Below are 17,043 nucleotides of genomic sequence, written 5' to 3' on the forward strand. Positions count from 1 at the left end.
GCGCAACTTTTCTTTCCTGTCTACGGTGAGGTCATGTCACGCGAGCAGAACCGCCCGATCACCGATCTCGGCACGCTCAAGGCCCTCGCCCATCCGCTGCGGATGCAGCTCTACCGCGCGTTGTGCGTGTCCCGGGTCGCCACCGCCTCCCACCTCGCCGACCAAGTGGACGAGGCCGTGTCGCTGGTCAGCTACCACCTGCGCAAGCTGGCCGAGCACGGGCTGATCGAAGCGGCCGAGGCGCAGAGCGGGGACGGCCGGGAGCGCTGGTGGCAGCCCTCGTCCGAGGGCGTGAGCATCCGCGACCAGGACTTCCGGGACGCGCCGGAGCGGGCGGCCGCGCACCTGGCGGCCACCCGGCTCTTCCACGAGCAGCGCGCCGACATGTACCGCCGCTACCTCGACGAACGGCCCACCTGGAGCGCCGAGTGGAACGCGGCCGCCCCGGACAGCGAGTCCCTGCTACGCCTGACGGCCGGCGAACTGGACGAACTGCGCGAGGAGTTGCTCGCCCTCGCCAGGAAGTACGACGAGAAGGGCCGGGCCGCCGAGGCCGCCGGCGAGACCGAGGGGCGCGAGAACGTCGCGCTGCACGTGTACGGCTTCCCGTTCCGCGTCTGATCCCGGTTCGCGTCCGACTCCCGTTCCGCGTCCGAGAGGGTCCGCCCGTGACCGCCACGACCGCCACGCCCACGGCCCCGGCCGACGTCGTCGACACCCCCGCCCACCGCGACGGCAACGTCCTGCGCTGGCTCGCCGCCTACACCGCCTCGATGACCGGCGACAGCGTCTACTACATCGCCCTGTCCTGGGCGGCCGTCCAGTCCGGCACACCCGCGCAGGCCGGGATCGTGATGTCGGTCAGCGCGCTGCCGCGGGCCCTGCTGATGCTCGGCGGAGGGGTGATCGCCGACCGGTTCGGGCCGCGCGGGGTCGTCATCGGCAGTGACGCCGTGCGCTGCGCGGCCGTGCTCGCGGTGGCGGCACTGCTCTTCCTCACCAGCCCCGGACTCTGGCCGCTCGCCCTGCTGGGCCTCGCCTTCGGAACCGTCGACGCCGTGTTCATGCCGGCCGTGGGCGCCCTCCCCGCGCGCGTGACGAGTCGCGGGCAGCTCACGCGCGTGCAGGGCATGCGGGGGCTCGGCATCCGCTTCGCGAGCGTCGTGGGCGGCCCGCTCGGCGGCCTCGCGGTGGCGGTCGGGGGAGCGGCGGCCGCGTTCGCCCTGGCGGGACTGCTGATCGCGATATCCGTGCCGCTGCTGATCGCCGTACGGGTCCGGCAACTGCCCGCCGACGACAGAAAGGCCGACGACGGAAAGGCCGACGGCGCCGGAAAGGCCGACGCCACCGCCTGGCAGGACCTGCGTGCCGGGCTGCGGTACATCCGCCACCACCGCGTCCTCGCCCCGCTGATGCTGGCCATCGCCCTCGGCGACCTCGGCTTCGTCGGACCGCTCAACGTCGGGCTGACCCTGCTCGCCGACGAGCGCGGCTGGGGCGCCGCCGGAATGGGCTGGGTGCTCGGCGGGTTCGGGTTCGGGGCCGGTGTCGCCTCGCTGCTGCTGGCCGTACGCGGGCGCGTGCCGTACGCCGGGCACGTGATGGCGTACGCCTGTCTCTGCGGGGCGGTTGCCATCGGCGCCCTGGCCTTCGTCCCGGGTGTCGTCGCGGCCGCCGGGGTCGCCCTGCTGATCGGACTGCTCGCGGGGCTCAGCGGCGCCCTGTGCGGCGCGCTGCTGCAGACCCAGGCCGACCCCGCCCGCCTGGGCCGCGTGACCGCCGTGTCCGCACTGGTCAGCCTCGGCTTCGCACCGCTCAGCATGCCGCTGTCCGCCGCCGCGATCGGGGCCTGGGGCACCGGGCCGGTCTTCCTGGTCAGCGCTGCGGTGTGCGGGCTCGGCGGGGTGGTCGCGCTGTGCGCGCCGAACCTGCGCCGCGCCGAGCTCCCGAAGTGATGCCTCAGATCCCGAGTTCCTTCGCCTCGTGCAGCTTGGCGATCGCCTCCTTGTCGCCGTCCAGCTCCACCTTGGCCGCGCTCTGCCGTCCGTACAGGAACAGCAGCAGCTCCGACGGCTCACCGGTCGCCGTCACGACCGGAGTGCCCCGGTGCGCGACCGCCGTCTGGCCGTCCGGGCGGCGCAGCACCAGACCGGTGGGGACACCGCGGCCCATCAGCCGGGCGGTGCGCTCCAGACGGGACCACAGGGTGTCCTGGAAGACCGGGTCCAGCTCGCGCGGCGTCCAGTCGGGACGGGCCCGGCGCACGTCCTCGGTGTGGACGTAGAACTCCACCGTGTTCGACAGCTCCTCGACCTGCTTGAGCTGGAACGGCGAGAAGCGCGGTGGACCCGTACGAATGAGCTGGATCAGTTCTTCGTAGGGCTTCTCGGAGAACTCGGTCATCACCCGGTCCAGGCGGGACGCGAGCTGCTTGATCAGCAGACCGCCGGCGGCGTCGGGACGGCGCTCGCGCACCACCACGTGGGCCGCGAGATCGCGGGTGAGCCAGCCCTCGCAGAGGGTGGGGGCCTCCGGGCCCTCGGCCTCCAACAGGTCGGCGAGGAGAAGTCGTTCACGCTTGGCGAAAGTCGACATGCAGTCAGCCTACGACCGCCTCGCGGGTCCGCCCAGTGGACATTCCCGGCCTGCTTCCCCGGGTCCGCCCAGTGGACACCGGCCCGGCCCTGTCAGTGCCGCGCGGCACAATGGCACCATGACCAGCACGCCCCCGCCCAGCAGCCTCGCCCCCGAGATCGCCGCGCGCCTCAAGCGCAGCGCCGACGGGCTCGTCCCCGCCATCGCCCAGCAGTACGACACCGGTGAGGTGCTCATGCTCGGCTGGATGGACGACGAGGCGCTGCACCGCACGCTGACCACCGGCCGCTGCACCTACTGGTCGCGCAGCCGTAGGGAGTACTGGGTCAAGGGCGACACCTCCGGCCACTTCCAGTGGGTCAAGTCCGTCGCGCTGGACTGCGACGCCGACACCGTGCTGGTCAAGGTCGACCAGGTCGGCGCCGCCTGCCACACCGGCGCGCGGACCTGCTTCGACGAGGACGTGCTCCTTGCGGACGGCGCTGATTCCAGTGCCGCCGCCTCGGATCAGTAAGGTCAGCCGCCATGGACCTCGAGACCTTCCGCAAGCTGGCCACCGACCGCCGCGTCATCCCCGTCACGCGCAAGCTCCTGGCCGACGGCGACACCCCGGTCGCCCTCTACCGCAAGCTCGCCGCCGAGCGCCCCGGTACCTTCCTGCTGGAGTCCGCGGAGAACGGCCGCTCGTGGTCCCGCTACTCCTTCGTGGGCGTGCGCTCGGCCGCGACCCTGACCGCGCGGGACGGCCAGGCGCACTGGCTCGGCACCCCACCGGTCGGCGTGCCTGTCGACGGCGACCCGCTGGTCGCCCTGCGCGCCACCATCGAGGCCCTGCACACCCCGCACCAGGAGGGCCTGCCGCCCTTCACCGGCGGCATGGTCGGCTACCTCGGCTACGACATCGTCCGCCGCCTGGAGAAGATCGGCCCGGGGGAGCGGGACGACCTCAACCTGCCCGAGCTGACCATGCTGCTCACCAGCGACCTCGCCGTCATGGACCACTGGGAGGGCTCGGTCCTGCTGATCGCCAACGCGATCAACCACAACGACCTCGACACCGGCGTCGACGAGGCCCACGCGGACGCGGTGGCCCGCCTGGACGCCATGGAGGCGGACCTGTCCCGCGCGGTGGCCCAGCCCCCGGCGGTCCTCCCGCCCTCCGAACTGCCCGAGTACACCGCGCTCTGGGGCGGCCCCGACTTCCGGGAGGCCGTCGAGGACATCAAGGAGCGCATCCGGGCCGGCGAGGCCTTCCAGGTCGTCCCCTCGCAGCGCTTCGAGACGCCGTGCACGGCAAGCGCGTTGGACGTCTACCGGGTCCTGAGGGCCACGAACCCCTCCCCGTACATGTACCTGTTCCGCTTCGACGGCTTCGACGTCGTGGGCTCGTCCCCCGAGGCCCTGGTCAAGGTCGAGGACGGGCACGCCATGGTGCACCCCATCGCCGGCACCCGGTGGCGCGGGGCGACCCCGCAGGAGGACCAGGCCCTCGCCGACGAACTGCTCGCCGACCCGAAGGAGCGCGCCGAGCACCTGATGCTGGTGGACCTCGGCCGCAACGACCTGGGGCGCGTCTGTGAGCCGGGCTCCGTGGAGGTCGTCGACTTCATGTCCGTCGAGCGGTACTCCCACGTCATGCACATCGTCTCCACTGTCACCGGCAAGGTCGCGCCGGGCCGCACCGCCTTCGACGTCCTGACCGCCTGCTTCCCCGCCGGCACCCTCTCCGGCGCCCCCAAGCCGCGCGCGATGCAGATCATCGACGAACTCGAGCCGTCCCGGCGCGGGTTGTACGGCGGCTGCGTCGGCTACCTCGACTTCGCGGGCGACTCCGACACCGCGATCGCCATCCGCACGGCCCTCCTCCGCGACGGCACGGCCTACGTCCAGGCCGGCGCCGGCATCGTCGCCGACTCCGACCCGGTCGCCGAGGACACCGAGTGCCGCAACAAGGCCGCGGCGGTCCTCAGGGCGGTCCACACGGCGAACCGGCTCGGCAAGTAGGGGGCTTCGGCGCCGAATAGGGCGCTTCTCACGGAACCCCGGGTCACCGTTCGCCCGGGGTTCGGGTGATAGTGGGGTACGTGACTGCCGTACCGCACCCCCGTTCCGAAGCCGCCGGACCCGCCAGGGCCGGACGTCTGAGTCTCGCCGTCGCCCTGCTGTGCGGCGCGCTCGGCGCCGCCGTGGCGCTGCTGGCCACCCGCCAGCAGTGGGCCGAGGGCACCGCGACCGTGGCGGGCGGCGCCTTTCCCCTGACCGCCAAGGGCAGCGACGTCACGGGCGTCCCCGCCGCCCTGGCCATAGTCGGCCTCGCCGCGCTCGTCGCCGTCTTCGCCGTCCGCAAGGCGGGGCGTCTCCTGGTCGCCGCGCTGCTCGCGCTCTCCGGCGCGGGCATCGTCACCGCGGCGCTGGTCGGGGCGAACGACGCGTCCGCGCTGGACGAGCAGGCGGCCAAGGCCTCCGGCGACACGTCGGCGACGGTCGCCTCCCTCTCGCACACCGCCTGGCCGTACGCCGCCGTGGTGGGGGGTGCGCTGATCCTCCTGGCCGGGTTGCTCGCTCTTCGGTACGGGCGGTCGTGGCCCGCCATGTCGGGACGGTACGAGCGGGACGGGGCGCCTCGAGTGCGGCGTAAGGCCGCTGTCGTGGATCCCGATCGTCCGGAGGACATCTGGAAGGCGCTCGACCGTGGGGAAGACCCGACGGGGGCGTAGCGGCCGGAATGCGGCTGCGGGCCGGTGGGGGCTTGTCGCGCCCACGCGACGGAGCGGCATATGGATACAGCCCCGCGCCCCTGTGGGGCGCGTCTTGGTACCCCCGAACACATCGCGCCCGTGCGTGCGGAACAATGGACCTTGAGCTTCCGGCTCGGACTCGTACCTCAGCACCTAGGAGCAAGCAATGGCGGGCAGCAGCCACGGTCACACCCCGGCCGCCTGGACCGGTGTCACTATCGCCTTCATCGGTTTCTGCGTCGCGGGCGCCTTCATGGTGATGGCCCAGCCGGCGGGCTTCTGGGCCGGTATGGCGATCGTGGTCATCGGCGGTGTCATCGGCTGGATCATGAGCGCCATGGGGATGGGCATGCCCAAGGACGTCCACAAGCCGCTCGCCACCGCACAGCCGGAGTCGGCGGACGCCAAGGGCTGACACGCGGACCTCGTGAAGGGGCGGCCCGGCGAAACTGCCGGAGCCGCCCCTCACGCGTTCGAGGGGAGGGCGGGGGACAATGCCGGATGTGAACGCCGACACTCAGCACGTGCTGCCCCGGACCGGCCTGCCGGGACGCCTGGCCGTCCCGGGCGGGATCCTCGCGGCCGTGGCCGGTGCCTTCGCGTATGTGGGGGCCGTGGACCCCAACCAGCCCGGTCACTACCCCGTCTGCCCGCTCTACCGGATCACCGGCCTGTACTGCCCCGGCTGCGGGGGCCTGCGCAGCGCGCACGAGTTCATCCACGGTGACTTCCTGGGCGCCCTCCAGGACAACGCGATGGCCGTGGTGGGCTATCTGGGCTTCGCCGTGCTGTGGACCGTCTGGGTGGTCCGCGCGGCGCGCGGCCGGCCGCTGAGGCTCGGTCTCGGGCCGGTGCACCTGTGGACGGTGGGGGCATTGCTGCTGGTCTTCACGGTTGTCCGGAACCTGCCGTTCGGTGGCCGGCTACATCCTTGATCAACCGGCGAACGTCCAGGTAGTGGGACCGGCGTCAACCGGATGTGAGGCCTACGCCCTCCTGCGGATACCATCGCAGTGACCACTTGTTCTCATCAGTCGCTGAAACTGTCAACCGCCTGGAAGGGGGCCGCTCGCGTGAGTGTGCTCGACGAGATCATCGACGGAGTCCGTGCCGACCTCGCGGAACGGCAGGCGCGCGTCAGCCTCGACGAGCTCAAAGAGCGCGCGGCGAAGGCTCCCGCGGCCAAGGACGGCGTGGCCGCCCTGCGCGGTGACGGCGTCAAGGTCATCTGCGAGGTCAAGCGCTCCAGCCCCTCCAAGGGCGCGCTGGCCGCGATCGCCGACCCGGCGGGCCTCGCCGCCGACTACGAGGCGGGCGGCGCGGCCGTCATCTCCGTCCTGACCGAACAGCGCCGCTTCGGCGGCTCGCTGGCCGACCTGGAGGCCGTCCGCGCGCGCGTGGACATCCCGGTCCTGCGCAAGGACTTCATCGTCACGTCGTACCAGCTCTGGGAGGCCCGGGCCTACGGCGCCGACCTCGCGCTGCTCATCGTCGCGGCCCTGGAGCAGGCCGCCCTGGAGTCCCTGATCGAGCGCGCCGAGTCCATCGGGCTCACCCCGCTGGTCGAGGTCCACGACGAGGACGAGGTCGAGCGCGCGGTGGACGCCGGAGCGAAGATCATCGGCGTCAACGCGCGTAACCTCAAGACCCTTGAGGTCGACCGCGGCACGTTCGAGCGCATCGCCCCCGAGATCCCCGCCCACCTCGTCAAGATCGCGGAGTCCGGCGTCCGCGGCCCGCACGACCTGATCGCCTACGCCAACGCCGGCGCCGACGCGGTCCTCGTGGGCGAGTCCCTGGTGACGGGCAAGGACCCGAAGACGGCGGTCTCCGACCTGGTGGCGGCGGGCGAGCATCCGGCTCTGCGCCACGGGCGCGGCTGATCTTTCGCTAGGCTTACCCCGATGAACCTTACGACGACAACCACGGACAGGTACGCACGCCTCGCGCGCGGCTGCCGCCCCCGTGGTTGCCGCGCGCCCGCCCGCCGGGTGCACGGTCGTCGGGTGCGGTACGTGATCGGTGACGAACCCGGGCAAGTAAACGGACGGCGATGGCAGCGCCCCTTGAGGGGCGCGGGGCTCTGTTTGTTTTACGGCTACCGCCGCGCGGGCACGACCAGCCACTGACGGCCCGCAGCCGACGAACACATCCCCGCCCCCACGGCGAATAGTGTCCTTTTCACACACTCACCGTGAGGTTTCCGCATGCCCAGCGAGTTCTTCATCCCCGACCCCGAGGGTCAAGTCCCCAGCGCCGAGGGTTACTTCGGCGCGTACGGCGGCAAGTTCATCCCGGAGGCCCTCGTCGCCGCCGTGGACGAGGTCGCCGTCGAGTACGACAAGGCCAAGCACGACCCGGAGTTCGCCCGCGAGCTCGACGACCTGCTCGTGCACTACACCGGCCGCCCCTCCGCGCTCACCGAGGTGCCGAGGTTCGCCGAGCACGCCGGCGGCGCCACGATCTTCCTGAAGCGGGAAGACCTCAACCACACCGGATCCCACAAGATCAACAACGTGCTCGGTCAGGCGCTGCTCACCAAGCGCATGGGCAAGACCCGGGTGATCGCGGAGACCGGTGCCGGCCAACACGGCGTCGCCACGGCCACCGCCTGCGCGCTCTTCGGTCTCGAGTGCACCATCTACATGGGCGAGATCGACACCCGGCGTCAGGCCCTCAACGTGGCCCGGATGCGCATGCTCGGCGCCGAGGTCATCGCCGTGAAGTCCGGCAGCCGCACGCTGAAGGACGCGATCAACGAGGCCTTCCGCGACTGGGTCGCCAACGTCGACCGCACCCACTACCTCTTCGGCACGGTCGCGGGCCCGCACCCCTTCCCGGCGATGGTCCGCGACTTCCACCGGGTCATCGGTGTCGAGGCCCGCCGCCAGCTCCTGGAGCGGGCCGGCCGGCTGCCCGACGCGGCCATCGCCTGCGTCGGCGGCGGTTCGAACGCCATCGGCCTGTTCCACGCCTTCATCCCGGACACCGGCGTACGCCTCATCGGCTGCGAGCCCGCCGGGCACGGCGTGGAGACCGGCGAGCACGCGGCGACCCTCACCGCGGGCGAGCCCGGCATCCTGCACGGCTCCCGCTCCTACGTCCTCCAGGACGAGGAGGGCCAGATCACCGAGCCCTACTCGATCTCGGCCGGTCTGGACTACCCGGGCATCGGCCCGGAGCACTCCTATCTCAAGGACTCCGGCCGCGGCGAGTACCGCGCGGTCACCGACGACGCGGCCATGCAGGCGCTGCGCCTGCTGTCGCGCACCGAGGGCATCATCCCGGCCATCGAGAGCGCCCACGCGCTGGCCGGCGCCCTGGAGGTCGGCAAGGAGCTCGGCAAGGACGGGCTGATCGTCGTCAACCTGTCCGGCCGTGGCGACAAGGACATGGACACGGCCGCACGCTACTTCGGCCTGTACGACACCGACGCCGAGGTAGCGGCGGACGAGGCCGGTACCGGTGCGGAGATCGAGGGGGACGCCAAGTGAGCGGGAACATCCAGCTGTTGACGGACACCCTCGCCGGTGCCAAGGCCGAGGGCCGGTCCGCGCTCATCGCCTACCTCCCGGCCGGGTTCCCGACCGTGGACGGCGGCATCGAGGCGATCAAGGCCGCCTTCGACGGCGGCGCGGACGTCGTCGAGGTCGGTCTGCCGCACAGCGACCCCGTCCTCGACGGCCCCGTCATCCAGACGGCCGACGACATCGCCCTGCGCGGCGGCGTCAAGATCGCGGACGTCATGCGGACGGTCAGGGAGACCTACGAGGCCACCGGGAAGCCGGTGCTCGTGATGACGTACTGGAACCCCATCGACCGCTACGGCGTCGAGCGCTTCACCGCCGAGCTCGCCGAGGCGGGCGGCGCGGGCTGCATCCTGCCCGACCTGCCCGTGCAGGAGTCGGCGCTGTGGAGGGAGCACGCTCACAAGCACGGGCTCGCCACGGTCTTCGTGGTCGCGCCCAGCAGCAAGGACGCGCGGCTCGCCGAGATCACCGCGGCCGGCAGCGGATTCGTGTACGCCGCCTCGCTGATGGGTGTCACGGGCACGCGTGAGTCGGTCGGGGCGCAGGCCCAGGACCTGGTCGAGCGCACCCGGGCCGCCGACGCCGGGGCCGGTCTGCCCGTCTGTGTCGGGCTCGGTGTCTCCAACGCCGAGCAGGCCGCCGAAGTGGCCGCCTTCGCCGACGGCGTGATCGTCGGCTCGGCCTTCGTGAAGCGGATGCTGGACGCGCCGGACGACAAGGCCGGCGTCGAGGGCGTCCGCGCCCTCGCGGGCGAGCTGGCGAAGGGCGTGCGCCGACAGGCGTAGGCCGGCCGTACGCCTGTCAGGGCGTGCCGGAAAAGGCGGTCACTCGAAGGGGTGGACCTGGGGCCGGGGAGGCGCGGTGCGCCTCCCCGGTTCGTTCTGCGGGTGTGAGCGAGAAGAACCGTGAGGGAAAGCGCACCGCCCGCGAGCGGCTGGCGGAGGAACGCGCGAAGCAGAAGACCGCGGAGAAGCGGCGCCGGGTGCTGATCGTGGGCGCGAGTGTGGTGTGCGTCCTAGGTCTCGCGGCGGTGGTCGGCGTCGTCGCGGCCAACGCCGGCAAGGACAAGGACAGCAAATCGGGCCCGGTCGTGGCGCCCTCGGGGGCCAAGGGGCAGGACAGTCTTGCCATCCCGGTCGGCAAGGAGGGCGCCAAGTCGACGCTCGTGGTCTGGGAGGACTTCCGCTGCCCGGCCTGCAAGGCCTTCGAGGCGGCGTACCGGCCGACCGTCCACGAGCTCACCGAATCCGGCAAGCTCAAGGTCGAGTACCACCTGGCGACGATCATCGACGGCAACATGGGCGGCAGTGGCTCCCGGACCGCGGCCAATGCGGCGGCCTGTGCCCAGGACGCCGGGAAGTTCCCGGCGTACCACGACGTGCTCTACGAGAACCAGCCCGACGAAACCAGTGACGACTACGCCAGGACCGAGAAGCTCCTCGAACTGGCGAAGAAGGTCGACGGTCTCGACACTCCCGCGTTCCGGTCCTGCGTGGAGAAGGGCACCCACAACACCTGGGTGGACAAGTCCGCGGCCGCCTTCCGGGGCGGCGGGTTCTCCGGCACCCCGACCGTCCTGCTCGACGGCAAGAACATCTACCAGGACCGGACGATGACCCCGGCGAAGCTGAAGCAGCAGGTGGAGGCCGCCAACAAGGGGTGAGGGCGGGTAAGGGGGCGGGCGCCTTCTCTCACCCGCCTGTTATGGACCCGTTGCCGGGCCGCCTGCCGTGGGCCCGGCCCGGCAGGGTAGCGTCGACCCTGCCATGGAACTTGCCTACATTCCCAGCCCGTCGCACGGGGTGTACCACCTCTTCGGTCTCATCCCGCTGCGTGGCTACGCGTTCTGCATCATCATCGGCGTCTTCGTTGCCGTCTGGCTCGGCAACAAGCGCTGGATCGCCCGGGGCGGGCGGGCCGGCACGGTGGCCGACATCGCGGTCTGGGCCGTGCCGTTCGGACTGCTCGGCGGCCGCCTCTACCACGTGATCACGGACTACGAGCTGTACTTCAGCGAGGGCCGTGACTGGGTGGACGCCTTCAAGATCTGGGAGGGCGGTCTCGGCATCTGGGGCGCGATCGCGCTGGGTGCGGTGGGCGCGTGGATCGGCTGCCGCCGCCGGGGCATCCCGCTGCCCGCCTGGGCCGACGCCCTCGCCCCCGGCATCGCCCTCGCGCAGGCCATCGGCCGCTGGGGCAACTGGTTCAACCAGGAGCTGTACGGCAAGCCGACCGATCTGCCGTGGGCCCTGCACATCACGTCCTCCACGGACGGCCGGGTCCCGGGCTACTACCACCCGACCTTCCTGTACGAGTCGCTGTGGTGCATCGGTGTAGCCCTCCTCGTCATCTGGGCCGACCGCCGCTTCAAGCTGGGACACGGGCGGGCGTTCGCGCTGTACGTCGCCGCGTACTGCACGGGGCGCGGCTGGATCGAGTACATGCGCATCGACGACGCCCACCACATCCTCGGGCTGCGGCTCAACGTCTGGACCGCGATCATCGTGTTCCTGCTCGCGGTGACGTACATCGTGCTGTCCGCGAGGAAGCGGCCGGGGCGTGAGGAAGTCGTCGAGCCGGGTGCCTCCGACGAGGAGACCGAGTCCGGTGACGACGCCGAGGGCGACGAGAAGGCCGGGGCCGACTCCGCCGAGGTGACGGACGAGACCGTGACCGAGGCCGAGTCGGCGAAGAAGACCTGACGGCCGGTCGTACGTCGACGAGGGCGCCCCGGATCGCCGGGGCGCCCTCGTCGTATGTCAGCCGCGGTGCGCGAGGGACAGGGTGCGGTGGGCCTGCGTCACCACCGCCGCGTCGATGAAGGTGCCGTCGGGGAGGGCCTGGGCCCCCTGGTGGGACCTGGCCGCCTCGAGGACCGTCTCCGCGTGCTCGATCTCCTCCTCCGTGGGGAGGTAGGCGCGCTCGATCACCGGGAGTTGGCGGGGATGGACGGCTGCCCGGCCCAGGAAGCCCAGGGCCCGGCCGTGGGCGCAGGAGGATCTCAGACCCTCCAGGTCCCGGATGTCGGGGTGCACCGACTGGGACGGGGGCGGGAGGGCCGCCGCTCTCGCCGCCACGACCACGCGGGAGCGGGACCAGTCCAGGCCCCCGTCGTGTCGTACGCCCAGGTCGGCGCGTAGGTCCGCCTCACCGAGGGCGATGCCTCGCAGGCTCGGGTGGGCGGTGGCGATGGCGTAGGCGTGCTCGACGCCCAGGGCTGATTCCAGCAGGGCGTACAGGGGCGGGGCGTCTCCTTCGGACCGGGCCGTCGTCCGTGCGACGCGGGTGATCTGGGCGGGGGCGGTGACCTTGGGCAGGCGCAGGCCCGAGACCCCGGGGAGGGCGGCGAGCGCTGCCAGGTCCGCTGCCGCCCAGGGGCTGTCCAGGGCGTTCACCCGGACGTGGACCGGGGTCCGCTGGGGGTCGCCGAGACGTTCGGCGGTGGCCTCGCGGGCGTATCGCTTGCGGTCGGGGGCGACCGCGTCCTCCAGGTCGACGACCACGACGTCGGCGCCGGACGTCAGCGCCTTGGTCACGATCTCCGGGCGGTCGCCGGGGACGTAGAGCCAGGTCAGAGGGTACGGTCTCACAGCGCGCCCTCCGTGCGCAGCGCCTGCAACTCGGCCTCGGTCAGGCCCAGTTCCGTCAGGATCTGGTCCGTGTCCGCGCCGTGCGGACGGCCCGCCCAGCGGATCGCGCCCGGGGTCGAGGAGAGCCGGAAGAGGACGTTCTGCATGCGCAGCGGGCCGAGTTCGGGGTCGTCGACCGTGGTGACGGTGTCCAGTGCCTGGTACTGCGGGTCGGTCATCACGTCCCGGATGTCCTGGATCGGGGCGATGGCGGCCTCCGCCTTCTCGAACGCCGCGAGGACGTCGGCGCGGGTGCGTTCGGCGATCCAGGAACCGACCGCCGCGTCGAGGACGTCGGCGTGCGCGGCCCGCTCGGCACCGGTCGCGAACCACGGCTCGTCGATCAGCTCCGGGCGGCCCACCAGGCGCATCACGCGTTCCGCGATCGACTGGGCCGAGGTGGAGACGGCGACCCAGGTGCCGTCGGACGTGCGGTAGGTGTTGCGCGGGGCGTTGTTGGCGGAGCGGTTGCCGGTGCGCTCCTGGACGTGACCGAGCTGGTCGTACCAGGTCGGCTGGGGCCCGAGGACTGTCAGGATCGGCTCGATGATCGCCATGTCGACGACCTGGCCCTCGCCCGTGCGGTCGCGGGCCGCGAGCGCTGTCATCACCGCGTATGCCGTGGCCAGGCCCGCGATGCAGTCGGCCAGGCCGAAGGGTGGCAGGACCGGGGGCGCGTCCGGTTCGCCGGTGATCGCCGCGAAGCCGCTCATCGCCTCCGCGAGGGTGCCGAAGCCGGGACGGCGGGAGTAGGGGCCGAACTGGCCGAAGCCGGTGACGCGGGCGAGGACCAGGCGGGGGTTGACGGCCTGCAGCTCCGGCCAGCCCAGGTCCCACTTCTCCAGGGTGCCGGGGCGGAAGTTCTCGATGACCACGTCCGCGGAGGCGGCAAGCCGCAGGAACGTGGTCCGGCCGCCCGGCTTGGACAGGTCCAGGGTGAGGGTGCGCTTGTTGCGGCCCAGGACCTTCCACCACAGTCCGATGCCGTCCTTGGAGGGGCCGTGGCCGCGGGAGGGGTCCGGTTTCGTGGGGTGCTCGATCTTGACGACCTCCGCGCCGAAGTCACCGAGCAGGGTGGCGGCGAGGGGGCCCGCGAAGAGGGTGGCCGCGTCGAGCACGCGCAGGCCTTGGAGGGGGGTCTCGGTCATGAGGTGTACCGGGCCTCGATCTCGGAGCGGTACGGCATCGACGCCGAGGCGCCTTCCCGCTGGACGGAGAGCGCGGCCGCCGCGGCGGCCCAGGCCATCGCCTCGCGGATCGGCCGTTCCTCGCCGAGGGCGACGGCGAGTGTGCCCACGAACGTGTCGCCCGCGCCGGTGGAGTCCACCGCGGTGACCTGCGGGGCGGGGACGACGAGGGGTTCGGCGTCCCGGGTCAGGTACAGGCTGCCCGCCGCGCCCAGGGTGATCACCACGCGCGGGACCCGGTCGAGGAGGGCGGTGCCCGCGGCGAACGGGTCGGTGCGGCCGGTGAGGGTGGCCGCCTCGTGCTCGTTGGGCACCAACAGGTCGGTGGCGGCGAGGAGTTGGGGCGGCAGGGGCTGGACCGGGGCGGGGGTGAGGATCGTACGGACACCGTGGCCGCGAGCCGTCTTCGCGCCGGCGAGGACCGCTGCCAGGGGGATCTCCAGCTGGAGGAGCAGGGCGTCGGCCGAGCCGATCAGGCCCTCGTCGCCGGGGACGAGATGGTCGACGGTGCCGTTCGCGCCGGGGATGACGACGATCGCGTTGCCGCCCTCGTCGTCCACGACGATGTGCGCGGTGCCGGAGGGGCCCTCGACGGTGCGCAGGTGGTCGGTGGTCACGCCGGAGTGCTCCAGGGTGGAGCGCAGGCGGGTGCCGAAGCCGTCGTTGCCGACCGCGCCGATCATCGAGACGGTGGCGCCGGCGCGGGCCGCGGCGATCGCCTGGTTGGCGCCCTTGCCGCCGGGGATCGTACGGAACTCCCTGCCGGTGACGGTCTCTCCGAGCCGGGGTGTCTTCTCGACGTAGGCGACCAGGTCCATGTTCGTGCTGCCGAGCACGGCGATGTGGGTCATGGGCGAGCAGCCTCCCGGTGGGTGAGGTGGGCCAGGGTGTCGAAGCCGGTGCCGTTGAAGTCGGCGACGGAGGTGGCCAGGCGGTTCTTGAGGGGGGTGGTCCAGCGGTCGGGGAGCTTTTCGGGGGCGCCGGTCAGAAGGGCGGCGATGCTGCCTGCCGTGGCGCCGTTGGAGTCGGTGTCCCAGCCGCCGCCGACCGCTCTGCTGAGGGAGCCGGTGAAGTCGCCGTCGGCGTGGGTGAGGGCGGCGGCGATCAGCGCGGTGTTGGGGATCGCGTGGACCCAGTGGTGGGTCGCGGCGTGGGTGGTGTGGAGTTCGTCCACGACCGTGTCGAAGTCGCCGTGCTGTTCGGCCAGTTGGACGGCGTGGACGACGGCCCTGGTCAGGCGGGAGTTCGGGGGGATCACGCTGAGTCCGGTGCGCAGGCAGGTGTGGATGTCGGGGGTCGCCGCCGCCTGGGCGATCACGGCGGCCGTGAACATCGCCGCGTAGACGCCGTTCGCGGTGTGGGTGAGGGTGGCGTCCCGGTGGGCCTGTTCGGCCGCGGCCGCGGGGTCGCCGGGGTTGGTCCAGCCGTGGACGTCCGCGCGGATCAGGGCGCCGATCCATTCGCGGAAGGGGTTGCGGTGGCGGGCCGTTCTGGGGGGTTCCAGGCCCTCGAGGAGGTTGCGGTAGGCGATGCGTTCGGCGGTGAAGGTGCGGCCGGCGGGGAGTTCGTCGAGCCAGAGCTTCGCCACGTCCGTGGTGGTGAAGTGCTTGCCGTGGCGTTGGAGCAACAGGAGGTTCAGCAAGGGGTAGTTGAGGTCGTCGTCCTCGGGCATGCCGTCGATGTTCTCGGCGAGGGAGGTGGTCGCCGAGCGGCGGTTCCAGGGGTGGGCGGTGAGGAGTTCGGCGGGGACGCCCTTCGCCGTGAAGTAGGTGTTCAGGGGCCAGTTGCCGGTGGATCGGGCGAGTTGGCGGATGGCTTCGAGGGGGAGCTTCTCCACGGGTTTGCCGAGGAGGCAGCCCGCGGCTCGGCCCAGCCAGGCCGCTTCCAGGCCGGCCTGGGTGAGGGTGGCCGGGGAGGAGTGTGCCGGCCAGGTCCGGCAGCGGGCCTTGATGCTCGCGAGGTCGGTGGGCTCGTCGTCCTCCAACGCGTTCGGCAGATCCGCCAGTTCGTCCAGCAGGTCCTCCGCGAGCTGCCGCAGATACCTGGACGCGGGCTTAGCCGAGGCGCCTGCTCGGGTCGGCGCCTCCTTGCCGCCCGCCGCCCGCCACCGCGCCGCGATCGCCGACGGCTCCCTGCCGTCCTGGGCCGCCTGGCGGAGTTCGTGGCCGATGAGGTCTTCCGGCTGGACCCAGGTCAGTCGGAGCATCTCGGGCCTCCGAGTTCCGCGAAGGCCGCCTCGTGGGTCCTGCGGCGGGCCACGTCCCTCTCGAAGATCTCCCGGGTCACGGCCGTCAGCGTCGTCGCCGGTTCCCACAGGTCCAGGCGGCTCGCCTCCGAGACCGTCTTCGCCCAGTCGGCCGGGACGGGCGAGCCCAGGGCGCCGGACAGCGCGCCGGCCATCGTGGCGATCGAGTCGCAGTCCCTGCCGTAGTTCACCGCGCCGAGGACCGCTTGGCGGTAGTCGCCCGCGGCCACCAGCAACATCGCGAGGGCGATGGGGAGTTCCTCGATGGTGTGGAGGCGGGAGGGGCGGCGGGCGCCGAGGGAGGGGGCGCGGTAGTCGGGGCCGACCGTGTCGTAGGGAGCGACGGCGTCCCGCAGGGGGCGTAGGGCCGATTCGAAGTCCGTGTGGTGGGCGGCCACTTCGCAGACCTTCTCGATCGCCGTCCTCGTGCCGTCCTTCGCCAGCCGCAGACAGGCCGTCACGACCGAGTCCGGCGTCGCGTCCGGCTCGCACGCCGCCGCCACGGCAGCCGCGAAGACCCCCGCCGCCTCCCGGCCGTACGACGACTGGTGGGCGCCCGCGATGTCCAGGGCCTCGGCGTAGGCGGCCCGCGGGTCGGCCGCGTTGACCAGGCCGACCGGGGCCATGTACATCGCCGCACCGCAGTTGACGATGTTGCCCACGCCGGCTTCCCGGGGGTCGACGTGGCCGTAGTGGAGGCGGCTGACCAGCCACTTCTCCGCGAGGAAGATGCGGTGGAGGGGGAGCGCCTCCGCCTCCAGTTCCGGGATCCAGCGCGGGTTCGTCATCAGGTCGGGGACCAGGTGGTCGGCGATCGCGTAGGCGTCGAGGTGGTCTCTGACCCGGTCGTAGACGCGGATCAGGGCGTGGGTCATCAAGGTGTCGTCGGTGACGTGGCCGTCGCCCTTGTGGTACGGGGCGATGGGGCGGGCGGTGCGCCAGGCGTCGCCGTTCCAGGGGCCGACGATGCCGTGGACGCGGCCGGCGTGACGTTCGAGGATCTGGTCGGGGGAGTAGCCCTCGACGGGGCCGCCGAGGGCGTCGCCCACCGCCGCGCCGACGAGGGCTCCGGTGATGCGCTCTTCGAGACTGCTTTCTTGGTTTTTGGGCGTCATGCCC

The 17,043-nt window shown here is 72.1% G+C and carries 18 protein-coding genes; 12 read left to right on the forward strand and 6 right to left on the reverse strand.

Going from position 1 to position 17,043, the window contains the following annotated elements; translation table 11 throughout:
- The first annotated feature begins 33 nt into the window (after window positions 1-33).
- Both ABZT02_RS10445 and ABZT02_RS10450 read left to right on the forward strand, forming a co-directional pair.
- On the forward strand, window positions 34-621 hold the full coding sequence (locus tag ABZT02_RS10445; protein ID WP_356016201.1) for a helix-turn-helix domain-containing protein: 588 nt from the start codon (window positions 34-36) through the stop codon (window positions 619-621).
- A 47-nt stretch (window positions 622-668) separates the two neighbouring features.
- A complete protein-coding gene (locus ABZT02_RS10450; RefSeq protein ID WP_356016203.1) occupies window positions 669-1,955 on the forward strand; it encodes an MFS transporter in 1,287 nt (428 codons plus the stop codon).
- A gap of 4 nt (window positions 1,956-1,959) precedes the next feature.
- On the opposite strand, the gene ABZT02_RS10455 is transcribed toward ABZT02_RS10450, so the two are convergent.
- A complete protein-coding gene (locus tag ABZT02_RS10455) occupies window positions 1,960-2,595 on the reverse strand; it encodes a TIGR03085 family metal-binding protein (protein WP_356016205.1) in 636 nt (211 codons plus the stop codon).
- 118 nt (window positions 2,596-2,713) lie between these two features.
- Here ABZT02_RS10455 and hisI point away from each other — a divergent pair, with 118 nt between their 5' ends.
- From hisI to lgt, 10 genes are all read left to right on the forward strand, one after another.
- Complete coding sequence (gene hisI / locus ABZT02_RS10460) at window positions 2,714-3,109, forward strand: phosphoribosyl-AMP cyclohydrolase (protein WP_356016207.1); 396 nt, start codon at window positions 2,714-2,716, stop codon at window positions 3,107-3,109.
- An 11-nt stretch (window positions 3,110-3,120) separates the two neighbouring features.
- The gene (locus ABZT02_RS10465; RefSeq protein WP_356016209.1) at window positions 3,121-4,599 is read left to right on the forward strand and encodes an anthranilate synthase component I; all 1,479 of its coding nucleotides are present in this window, start codon (window positions 3,121-3,123) and stop codon (window positions 4,597-4,599) included.
- Between the two features lie 71 nt (window positions 4,600-4,670).
- A complete protein-coding gene (locus tag ABZT02_RS10470) occupies window positions 4,671-5,312 on the forward strand; it encodes a TIGR02234 family membrane protein (RefSeq protein WP_356016211.1) in 642 nt (213 codons plus the stop codon).
- Between the two features lie 187 nt (window positions 5,313-5,499).
- A complete protein-coding gene (locus ABZT02_RS10475) occupies window positions 5,500-5,748 on the forward strand; it encodes an HGxxPAAW family protein (protein ID WP_356016213.1) in 249 nt (82 codons plus the stop codon).
- Window positions 5,749-5,827: 79 nt separating this feature from the next.
- Window positions 5,828-6,268 (forward strand): DUF2752 domain-containing protein, encoded by a 441-nt coding sequence (locus tag ABZT02_RS10480; RefSeq protein ID WP_356016215.1) that lies wholly within the window; start codon window positions 5,828-5,830, stop codon window positions 6,266-6,268.
- A 138-nt stretch (window positions 6,269-6,406) separates the two neighbouring features.
- Window positions 6,407-7,216, forward strand: coding sequence for an indole-3-glycerol phosphate synthase TrpC (gene trpC / locus ABZT02_RS10485; protein WP_356016217.1), 810 nt, complete (start codon window positions 6,407-6,409; stop codon window positions 7,214-7,216).
- A gap of 324 nt (window positions 7,217-7,540) precedes the next feature.
- Complete coding sequence (trpB, locus tag ABZT02_RS10490; protein ID WP_356016220.1) at window positions 7,541-8,827, forward strand: tryptophan synthase subunit beta; 1,287 nt, start codon at window positions 7,541-7,543, stop codon at window positions 8,825-8,827.
- A complete protein-coding gene (gene trpA, locus ABZT02_RS10495) occupies window positions 8,824-9,648 on the forward strand; it encodes a tryptophan synthase subunit alpha (RefSeq protein WP_356016222.1) in 825 nt (274 codons plus the stop codon). Before trpB ends, trpA begins: the two co-directional genes overlap by 4 nt.
- A gap of 104 nt (window positions 9,649-9,752) precedes the next feature.
- Entirely contained in the window at window positions 9,753-10,526 is a 774-nt protein-coding gene (locus ABZT02_RS10500) for a thioredoxin domain-containing protein (RefSeq protein ID WP_356016224.1), read from the forward strand.
- Window positions 10,527-10,629: 103 nt separating this feature from the next.
- Complete coding sequence (lgt, locus tag ABZT02_RS10505; protein ID WP_356016226.1) at window positions 10,630-11,565, forward strand: prolipoprotein diacylglyceryl transferase; 936 nt, start codon at window positions 10,630-10,632, stop codon at window positions 11,563-11,565.
- Between the two features lie 57 nt (window positions 11,566-11,622).
- Here lgt and ABZT02_RS10510 read toward each other — a convergent pair whose 3' ends face one another.
- From ABZT02_RS10510 to ABZT02_RS10530, 5 genes are read right to left on the reverse strand one after another with little or no spacing between them, the layout of a single operon-like run.
- Window positions 11,623-12,453 (reverse strand): CoA ester lyase, encoded by an 831-nt coding sequence (locus tag ABZT02_RS10510; protein ID WP_356016228.1) that lies wholly within the window; start codon window positions 12,451-12,453, stop codon window positions 11,623-11,625.
- The gene (locus tag ABZT02_RS10515) at window positions 12,450-13,640 is read right to left on the reverse strand and encodes a CoA transferase (protein ID WP_356016230.1); all 1,191 of its coding nucleotides are present in this window, start codon (window positions 13,638-13,640) and stop codon (window positions 12,450-12,452) included. The genes ABZT02_RS10510 and ABZT02_RS10515 overlap by 4 nt, the downstream gene beginning before the upstream one ends.
- Window positions 13,637-14,530, reverse strand: coding sequence for a ribokinase (gene rbsK / locus ABZT02_RS10520; RefSeq protein ID WP_356016232.1), 894 nt, complete (start codon window positions 14,528-14,530; stop codon window positions 13,637-13,639). The genes ABZT02_RS10515 and rbsK overlap by 4 nt, the downstream gene beginning before the upstream one ends.
- Complete coding sequence (locus tag ABZT02_RS10525; protein WP_356016234.1) at window positions 14,527-15,885, reverse strand: ADP-ribosylglycohydrolase family protein; 1,359 nt, start codon at window positions 15,883-15,885, stop codon at window positions 14,527-14,529. The genes rbsK and ABZT02_RS10525 overlap by 4 nt, the downstream gene beginning before the upstream one ends.
- Window positions 15,873-17,039 (reverse strand): ADP-ribosylglycohydrolase family protein, encoded by a 1,167-nt coding sequence (locus ABZT02_RS10530; RefSeq protein ID WP_356016236.1) that lies wholly within the window; start codon window positions 17,037-17,039, stop codon window positions 15,873-15,875. Before ABZT02_RS10530 ends, ABZT02_RS10525 begins: the two co-directional genes overlap by 13 nt.
- Between the last annotated feature and the right edge of the window lie 4 nt (window positions 17,040-17,043).

Origin of the sequence: Streptomyces sp. NPDC005402 (assembly GCF_040606575.1) — a bacterium.
GTDB lineage: Bacteria > Actinomycetota > Actinomycetes > Streptomycetales > Streptomycetaceae > Streptomyces.